This window comes from Anoxybacillus sp. LAT27, from assembly GCF_022030075.1.
In the GTDB taxonomy this organism is placed as follows: Bacteria; Bacillota; Bacilli; order Bacillales; family Anoxybacillaceae; genus Anoxybacillus; species Anoxybacillus kestanbolensis.
Map to the genome: position 1 here is coordinate 1 of NZ_JAIWYK010000250.1, position 244 is coordinate 244.

A 244-nucleotide genomic window follows, 5' to 3' on the forward strand; every position below is an offset into this window, starting at 1 on the left:
TGCCGGCGTGACGACGTTCATCCAGCAGAAAATCATGATGGCCGGCTCCGCTCAGCAAAATCCACAAATGGCGATGATGCTTTGGATGATGCCGATTATGATCGTCATTTTCGCGATCAACTTCCCAGCTGCTTTGTCGCTTTACTGGGTCGTCGGAAATATTTTCTCCATTGTGCAAACGTATCTCATTAAAGGGCCGGAGATTGCCGCCCATTCAGGAGGAGCGAAAAAGTGAAAGAAGTGA

The 244-nt window shown here is 48.8% G+C and carries 1 protein-coding gene; it reads left to right on the forward strand.

Translation table 11 applies throughout. The features are described 5' to 3' along the window. The coding region (locus LD028_RS09325) for a YidC/Oxa1 family membrane protein insertase (RefSeq protein WP_237811654.1) at positions 1 to 235 on the forward strand (235 nt) is incomplete at its 5' end. Positions 236 to 244: the final 9 nt, after the last annotated feature.